Source organism: Massilia phosphatilytica, assembly GCF_977014125.1.
In genome coordinates, this window is the sequence record NZ_CDRNIL010000099.1 from 1 (window position 1) to 7,029 (window position 7,029).

9 protein-coding genes and 1 pseudogene are annotated in these 7,029 nt (G+C 68.3%); all 10 read left to right on the plus strand.

What is annotated here, in order from left to right; genetic code table 11:
- Window positions 1-35 precede the first annotated feature (35 nt).
- The 10 genes and pseudogenes from ACWNCF_RS03360 (at window position 36) to asd (ending at window position 6,639) form a co-directional block, all read left to right on the plus strand.
- On the plus strand, window positions 36-371 hold the full coding sequence (locus ACWNCF_RS03360; RefSeq protein ID WP_449406007.1) for a glycoside hydrolase family 73 protein: 336 nt from the start codon (window positions 36-38) through the stop codon (window positions 369-371).
- Window positions 368-859: a hypothetical protein gene (locus ACWNCF_RS03365; RefSeq protein WP_449406008.1), complete on the plus strand. Its 492-nt coding sequence runs from the start codon at window positions 368-370 to the stop codon at window positions 857-859. Before ACWNCF_RS03360 ends, ACWNCF_RS03365 begins: the two co-directional genes overlap by 4 nt.
- Complete coding sequence (locus ACWNCF_RS03370) at window positions 856-993, plus strand: hypothetical protein (protein WP_449406009.1); 138 nt, start codon at window positions 856-858, stop codon at window positions 991-993. The genes ACWNCF_RS03365 and ACWNCF_RS03370 overlap by 4 nt, the downstream gene beginning before the upstream one ends.
- A 197-nt stretch (window positions 994-1,190) precedes the next feature.
- The gene (locus ACWNCF_RS03375) at window positions 1,191-1,739 is read left to right on the plus strand and encodes a YXWGXW repeat-containing protein (RefSeq protein WP_449406010.1); all 549 of its coding nucleotides are present in this window, start codon (window positions 1,191-1,193) and stop codon (window positions 1,737-1,739) included.
- Between the two features lie 323 nt (window positions 1,740-2,062).
- Window positions 2,063-2,602: a ribonuclease HI family protein gene (locus tag ACWNCF_RS03380; RefSeq protein ID WP_449406011.1), complete on the plus strand. Its 540-nt coding sequence runs from the start codon at window positions 2,063-2,065 to the stop codon at window positions 2,600-2,602.
- Window positions 2,488-3,180, plus strand: coding sequence for an HD domain-containing protein (locus tag ACWNCF_RS03385; RefSeq protein WP_449406012.1), 693 nt, complete (start codon window positions 2,488-2,490; stop codon window positions 3,178-3,180). Before ACWNCF_RS03380 ends, ACWNCF_RS03385 begins: the two co-directional genes overlap by 115 nt.
- A 72-nt stretch (window positions 3,181-3,252) precedes the next feature.
- Window positions 3,253-4,101 carry an MFS transporter gene (locus ACWNCF_RS03390; RefSeq protein ID WP_449406013.1) on the plus strand — a complete coding sequence of 283 codons (849 nt, stop codon included), beginning with the start codon at window positions 3,253-3,255 and terminating at the stop codon, window positions 4,099-4,101.
- Entirely contained in the window at window positions 4,053-4,520 is a 468-nt protein-coding gene (locus ACWNCF_RS03395; RefSeq protein WP_449406014.1) for an MFS transporter, read from the plus strand. The genes ACWNCF_RS03390 and ACWNCF_RS03395 overlap by 49 nt, the downstream gene beginning before the upstream one ends.
- A gap of 147 nt (window positions 4,521-4,667) precedes the next feature.
- Window positions 4,668-5,423, plus strand: a complete 756-nt coding sequence (locus ACWNCF_RS03400) for an EamA family transporter (RefSeq protein WP_449406015.1) — start codon at window positions 4,668-4,670, stop codon at window positions 5,421-5,423.
- A 363-nt stretch (window positions 5,424-5,786) separates the two neighbouring features.
- Window positions 5,787-6,639, plus strand: a pseudogene (gene asd / locus ACWNCF_RS03405) (archaetidylserine decarboxylase).
- Window positions 6,640-7,029 lie beyond the last annotated feature (390 nt).

Here is a 7,029-nt window from a genome sequence, read left to right on the forward strand (position 1 = left end):
TTATTGCTAAGTGTTAAAACGGAGGAGTCAGTCGGATGATCCAGCACCTGTTCGGCATCAAGGCCGACGCTTCGTGGAACGGCTCTACCGTCGACGTGCCCACGCACGAGGTCGTGAACGGCCAGCGCATTGCCGTCACTGACAAGTTTCGTGCCTACAACAGTTGGGCCGACTGCCTGCAGGACCGGGCGCAATTCTTCTTCCGGAACCCGCGCTACGCGAAGTGCTTCCGCGAGACATCGGGCGCCGGCTGGGCCCGTGCGGTGGCCGCCGCCGGCTACGCAACCGATCCGGCCTACGCCGATACGCTGATCGCGATCATGCGCGGCCGGAACCTGCAGCAATACGACGTCCCGGCGGTGGCTCCATGACCCCCCTCAATCGCTGGCTCATCGGCCTGATCGTGTCGGCCGGCCTGCTCGTATGCGGCTGGCTCGGCGTGCTGGCCTATGGCGCGCACCGGTACAGCGCCGGCCATGCCGCGGCTGTTGACGAGCGCGCGCGGGCCGATGCCGCAGCCGTCATGAAGCGCACTGGCGAGAACGCCGCCCAAGCCGCTCGTCAGGACGAAACAAACTCCACCATCACGAAGGAGAAAGACGATGAAATTGCTGATCTGCGCCGGCGCCTTGCTGCTACTCCAAGGCTGCGCGTCGGCCCCTCAATATGTCCCGACCGACCTGCCGCCCCCGACCAAGCCAAAAGCTCCACCGGCGGCGACAGCGCCGATCCATCCGCCGGGCTGGTTTCAAGCCGAGCTGACGCGGATTTTAAGCAGTTGATCGAAGCGGTAGAGCAGGATCTCGCCACCGGGCGGGCCTGTCAGGCGTTCATCGAAAAGAACGGGCTGGTGCCGTGACCGACTACCACGTCATCACGCCCGAGGCGGCCGAGCTGGTCATGCAGGTGGTCGACGGCGAACTGATCATCGTTCCGCCGTCGCCTGATCAGCAGTCAGAATACGCTCCAGAAATTACAGAAATGCGCTCCTAAGTTATTGTTTACTTAGGGGCTGGTCCCTGCATTTTTGTGCATATCATCCTCCAAAATTGATCATGTAAGCACCTGATTTACCTATGAGAACACAGCTTTACAACTAGGTTTCAGATGTAAGCACCTGCTTCAACTGCTGAATCCAGCACCCGCCCGCGCTATATTGGTTTCATCCGCAGTCCGGATTGGAGACCAATATGAAACGCCTCACTCTTGCCGCCCTGATCGCCATCGGCGCCGCCGCAGCACCGCTCCCTTCGATGGCTTACAGCAATGTCAGCCTCTACATCGGCACCGCGCCGCCGGCCCCGCTGTACGAACGCGTTCCCGCGCCGCGCCACGGTTATGTGTGGGCGCCCGGCCACTGGGAATGGAACGGCCGCCGCCACATCTGGGCGCCGGGGTTCTGGGTGGTCGAACGCCCGGGCTATGTCTACCGCGCACCTGCCTGGTATCAGGGCAATGGCGGCTGGTATATGCAGCCGGCCGCGTGGACGCCATACGGCCGTGACCGCGACCGCGACGGCGTGCCCGACCGCTACGACCGCCGCGACGACCGCTACTATGGCGACCGCGCCAACTACCGCGATCGCGACCGCGACGGCGTCCCCGACCGCTACGAACGCGGCGGCCGGCGCCACGACGAAGACCGCGATGGCGTGCCGAACCGCTACGACCGCGACCGCGACGGCGACGGCGTGCCGAACCGCTGGGATCACCGGCCGGACAATCCCTACCGCCGCTGATGCAGCATGAATACAGCACCGCCCGGTGCTGTTTTTCTTTGCGGACACGACGTCGGCGAAAAGCAGGTATCCTCACGGCATGAACGACTTCCCCGACCTGGACCGGATCGCCTATAAAGCCGAGCGCGCCGCGAGCCGCCGCCTGGCGCGCGCCGCCGGGTTGCCGGCCGACCAGGCGCTGCGCCGCACGCTCGAAGCGGCGGCCGGCGTCCAGGGCCTCGCCGCCCTCGTGGCCGCGCGCACCGGCATGCTGGCCGCCCAGGCAGCACGCGACGCCGCCCGCGCCGCCGAAGCCGCCGCCGACGCGCGCCGCGCGGCCCGCCATGACGGCCCGCCCAGCGCCTGGCGCCGGCTGGTTCGACGGCTCCGCCAAGCCGAACCCGGGCCGCTGCGGCATCGGGGCCCGGCTCGACGGGCCCGGCGGCATCCGGATCGAGATCGCCCGGCCGGCCGGCCACGGCGACAGCAGCGAGGCCGAATACCGCGCCCTGATCGTCCTGCTCGAAGTGGCCGTCGCGCACGGCGCGCACGACCTCACGATCCATGGCGACAGCCGGGTCGTGGTCGACGACGTCGCCGGCCCCGACCTGTACGCGGCGCCGGCGCTGGCGCCCTACCGCCGCCGCGTGCACGCGCTGCTGGCTGCCCTGTCCGACGTGCGCCTGCGCTGGGTGCCGCGCCGACAAGAACACCGATGCGGACGCGCTGTCGCAGCGCGCGCTCGCCGCCTTTTCCTTCGACGAATCCGATGCAGACGACGCACTACGAACGCCCTCCTGAACTCGCCGCCTGGCAGGCGCGCCTGGCGGCACTGGCCGCGGCCGCGCTGGCCGAACAGGGACCCGACGGCGCCCACGACCTGAACCATTTCGAACGCGTGTGGCGCAATGCGCAGGCGCTGCTGGTGCATTACCCGCAGGCGGACGCGCTCGTCGTGCTGGCGGCGTGCTATCTGCATGATCTCGTCAACGTGCCGAAGAACGATCCGCGCCGCGGCATGGCGTCGCGGCTGTCGGCGGAGCGCGCCGGCGTGGCACTGGCCGCGCTGGATTTTCCGGCCGATCGACTGGCGGCCGTCGCCCACGCGATCGAGGCGCACAGCTTTTCCGCCGCCGTGCCCGCGACCACGCTGGAAGCGCGCATCGTGCAGGACGCCGACCGCCTGGACGGCCTCGGCCTGGTGGGCCTGGCGCGCATGTTCTACATCGCGGGCCGGATGGGCAGCGGCCTGGCCCACGGCAGCGATCCGCTCGCGCACGACCGCCCGCTCGACGACAAAGCCTATGCCCTCGACCACATCGAGACCAAGCTGGCGCGCCTGCCCGCCATGATGCAGACGCCGGCCGGACGGGCGCTCGCCGAGGCGCGGCTGGCCGCGTTGACGGACTTCCGCGGCGCCTTCGCCCTCGAGTGGAGCGGCCCCCCGCACGCCGGCGCCTGAGGGGGCGGCCGGTGTTGTCGGCAGGGCAATCGGTGCTACCATACGCGCTTTCCGTCTGATTCCGGGAAGGCCATGACCAGCAGCGCGACTCTTGCCGAAGACCCGTCCGGCAACCTGAATTTCGTCCTGATCTGCGTGTTCATCGACATGCTCGGCATCGGCCTCATCGTGCCGGTCCTGCCGAACCTCGTGGGCACGTTCGTCGCCGACCGCGAGCAGCAGGCGCTGTGGTACGGCGTGCTGGGCTCCACGTTCGGCCTGATGCAATTCCTGTTCATGCCGCTGGTCGGCGCGCTGTCCGACCGCATCGGCCGCCGTCCCGTGCTGCTGTATTCGATGGGCGGCATGTGCGTCGACTTCCTCGCCACGGCGTGGGCGCCGAATCTCGCGTGCCTGTTCATCGGACGCATCATCGGCGGCGCGTCGTCGGCCAGCATGTCGGTGGCGTCGGCGTACGCGTCGGACGTGTCGACGCCGGAGAACCGCGCAAAAAGCTTCGGCAAGATCGGCGCGGCGTTCGGCTTCGGCTTCGTCTGCGGCCCGATGCTGGGCGGCCTGCTGGGCGATATGGGACTGCACCTGCCGTTCTACCTGGCGGCCGCGCTGTCCCGCCGCGAACTTCGTGTACGGCTGGTTGGCCGTGCCCGAATCGCTGCCGCGCGAACGCCGACAGCTCGCCGTTCCAGTGGACGCGCGTCGATCCGTTCGGCGCCCTGCTGCGCCTCGTGCGGCGCACCGACATCCGCCGGCCTCGTCGTCGTCTACGCGCTCGTCGCCTTCGCCCCAGATGACGCTGCAGTCGACGTGGGTCCTGTACACGACGTTCCGCTTCAACTGGACACCGGGGCGACGACGGCATCGCCCTGTTTTGCGTGGGCGTGTGCTCGATCGTCGTGCAGGCCGGTCTGCTCGCGCGGCTGATCCGGCGCTTCGGCGAAGTGCGACTGTCGCTGATCGGCCTCGCCTCCGGCGCCGTCACCTATTTCCTGTACGCCGTCGCGACGCATGGCTGGATGATGTACGTCTTCATCGTGTGCAACCTGCTGTCGTTCGCGGCCGGCCCGGCGCTGCAGGGCATCCTGTCGAAATCGTCGTCGCCGCGCGAACAGGGCGAGTTGATGGGCTCCCTGCAATCGGTCAGCAGCATCGGCCTGATCGTCATGCCCCTGGTCGGCGCCCAGCTGCTGCGCGTCGCGAGCCACCTGCCGCCGCTGGACTGGCGCATGGGCGGGCCGTTCTTCCTGTGCGCGGCGATGCAGGCCGCGGCGCTGCTGGTCGCGCACCGCTACTTCCGCCGCCACGGCATAGCGGAGACGGCACCGGTCGCCGAGCAGGCGTGACGCCGGCCGCCGCCATCGGCGTGCCGTGCTGCTCGCGGTGCTGGGCGCCGCGCTGCTGCACGCGAGCTGGAACGCGCTGCTCAAGCGGCGCGGCGAACCGCTGCTCGCGACCGTGCTCGTGGTGGCCGGGTCGGGCCTCGTCGCCTCGTGCTGCTGCCCTTCCTGGCGCCGCCGGCGCGGGCGAGCTGGGGATTCATCGCGGCGTCCAGCGCCGTCCACGTGCTCTACTTCCGGCTGCTCGTCGAGAGCTACCGCGCCGGCCAGGTCAGCCACGCCTACCCGCTGATGCGCGGCTGCCCGCCGCTGCTCGTCGCGCTCGTCGACGGGCCGCTGACGGGCGACCGGCTCAGCGCCGGCCAGTGGGGCGCGGTCCTGCTGATCTGCGGCGGCGTGCTGGGCCAGTGGTTCGCGGCGCGCGGCGCCGCAGCCGGCAGCGCCTCCGCCAGCGGCACCTCCGCCAGCGGCACCTCCGCGCCCGGCGCGCGCCGCACGACCGTGTTCGCGCTGCTGACGGCGGGCGTGATCGCGGCCTATACGCTCATCGACGGCCAGGGCGTGCGCCGCTCCGGCGCGCCGGCGGCGTACGCGTTGTGGATCTTCCTGCTGACGGGCGCCTGCGTGTGCGCCGGCACGGTGCGCGGCCGCCTGCGGGCGCTCGCCGCATTCGCGCGCACCAACCCGCTCGTCGCGCCGCTGGGCGGCCTGGCCTCGGTGGGCGCCTACGTCATCGCGCTGTGGGCGATGACGCGGGCGCCGGTGGCGGCGGTGGCCGCGCTGCGCGAGACGTCGATCGTGTTCGCGACCGCGATCGCCGCCATCGTCCTGCGCGAACCGGTCGGCCGCGCGCGCCTGGCCGCCGTCGCCCTCATCGCCTGCGGGGCCGTCGCGATGCGGCTGGCCTGAGATCGTGAAGCCGGTGAAGTCGGGGTCAGAGCCCTTTTTCGAGACATTGCTCGCAAGCCATGCTGCTTGAAATTCCCGTCAAGCTATTGCTTAAAAACGGGCTCTGACCCCGGTTTTCGCGACGGCGACCAACGGCGTCAAGCGGGATGGCGTCATCACGATATGCATGTCAGAATGGCAAAAATAGCGCGGCCGCCATTGTCTCCCGGATTTCCGTCGCAATGTTGCCTAAGCGTAAAATTTTTGGTGTGCATAAGCGAGAGCATTCCGGCCACTTTGCCGAATAATTAATGCTTTTTGGCAAAATCATTTCCGCGAACGCTGGCGCCGCTATAATGGCGCGTCTTTATTTCGAGGTTCACCGTGTCCGATCGCCTGAAAGTCCTGCCCCAGTATCTGCTGCCGAAGAGGCGCCTCACGACCTTCGCCGGCCGCGTCGCCGGTGCCAAGGGCGGCACGATCACGACGCGCCTGATCCGCTGGTTCGTCGCCAAGTACGGCGTCAACATGGCCGAGGCCGAGAATGCCGATATCGCGAGCTATAAAAGCTTCAACGAATTCTTCACGCGGCCACTGAAGGACGGCGTGCGTCCGCTGGCCGATGCCGACTTCGTCTGCCCGGTCGACGGCGCCATCAGCCAGTTCGGCGCCATCGACGACCACCACATCCTGCAGGCGAAAGGCCACCGCTTCACGACGACCGAACTGGTCGGCGGCGACGCCGCGCTGGCAAGTCAATTCCGCCACGGCTGCTTCGCCAACCTGTACCTGTCGCCGAAGGATTACCACCGCCTGCACATGCCATGCGACGGCAAGCTGACGCGCATGATCTACGTGCCCGGCGCGCTGTTTTCCGTCAATCCGACGACGGCGCGCGGCGTGCCGAACCTGTTCGCACGCAATGAACGCGTCGTCTGCGTGTTCGAATCGCCCGAGCACGGTCCGTTCGTGCTGGTGCTCGTGGGCGCGACGATCGTGGGCAGCATGGCGACCGTCTGGCATGGCGTCGTGAAACCGCCCCGGATGCAGACGGTGACGGAATGGACGGTACGCGGACCGCGAGATCGTCCTGAAAAAAGGCGAGGAAATGGGCCGCTTCCTGCTCGGTTCGACGATCGTCATGCTGTTCCGTCCCGGCACGATCCGCTTCAACCCGGACTGGGCGCCGGAACGCGCCGTGCGCCTGGGCGAGATGATGGGCAACCGGCCGGCCTGAGCCCCGCGCGGCCCCGCGAAAACATGTTGTACTGACAAGCGGTTCGTGTCAGCATGGCGCTTCCTTTTCCAGGAGACAAGCCATGCACGACACGCGGTCGCTCGTTCCCGATTCCCTGACGTTTGCCGCCGCGCAGCAGGATATGCGCACGGCCTACCTGGGCGGCGCGCCCGGGATGTTCGTGTCCGGCTGCGGTCTGGGCCGTCGCCGGGCTCGTCTGCCTGTGGCGCTCGCCGCAAACGGCCGTCTGGGCGCTGTATGCTGGCGGCGCGCCGATCCATCCACTGTCCGTGCTGCTCGTCCGCGCCCTCGGCCGCACAGGTGCTGGATCATCCAACTAACTCCTCCGTTTTAACCTTAGCAATACGTAACTGAACGAAGTAGAGGACA

Bases quoted from the DNA above. Each gene is read 5' to 3' on its own strand.
- ACWNCF_RS03390 (WP_449406013.1), top strand. From the start codon at position 3,253: ATGACCAGCAGCGCGACTCTTGCCGAAGACCCGTCCGGCAACCTGAAT.
- ACWNCF_RS03385 (WP_449406012.1), top strand. From the start codon at position 2,488: ATGCAGACGACGCACTACGAACGCCCTCCTGAACTCGCCGCCTGGCAG.
- ACWNCF_RS03360 (WP_449406007.1), top strand. From the start codon at position 36: ATGATCCAGCACCTGTTCGGCATCAAGGCCGACGCTTCGTGGAACGGC.
- ACWNCF_RS03365 (WP_449406008.1), top strand. From the start codon at position 368: ATGACCCCCCTCAATCGCTGGCTCATCGGCCTGATCGTGTCGGCCGGC.
- ACWNCF_RS03375 (WP_449406010.1), top strand. From the start codon at position 1,191: ATGAAACGCCTCACTCTTGCCGCCCTGATCGCCATCGGCGCCGCCGCA.
- ACWNCF_RS03380 (WP_449406011.1), top strand. From the start codon at position 2,063: ATGACGGCCCGCCCAGCGCCTGGCGCCGGCTGGTTCGACGGCTCCGCC.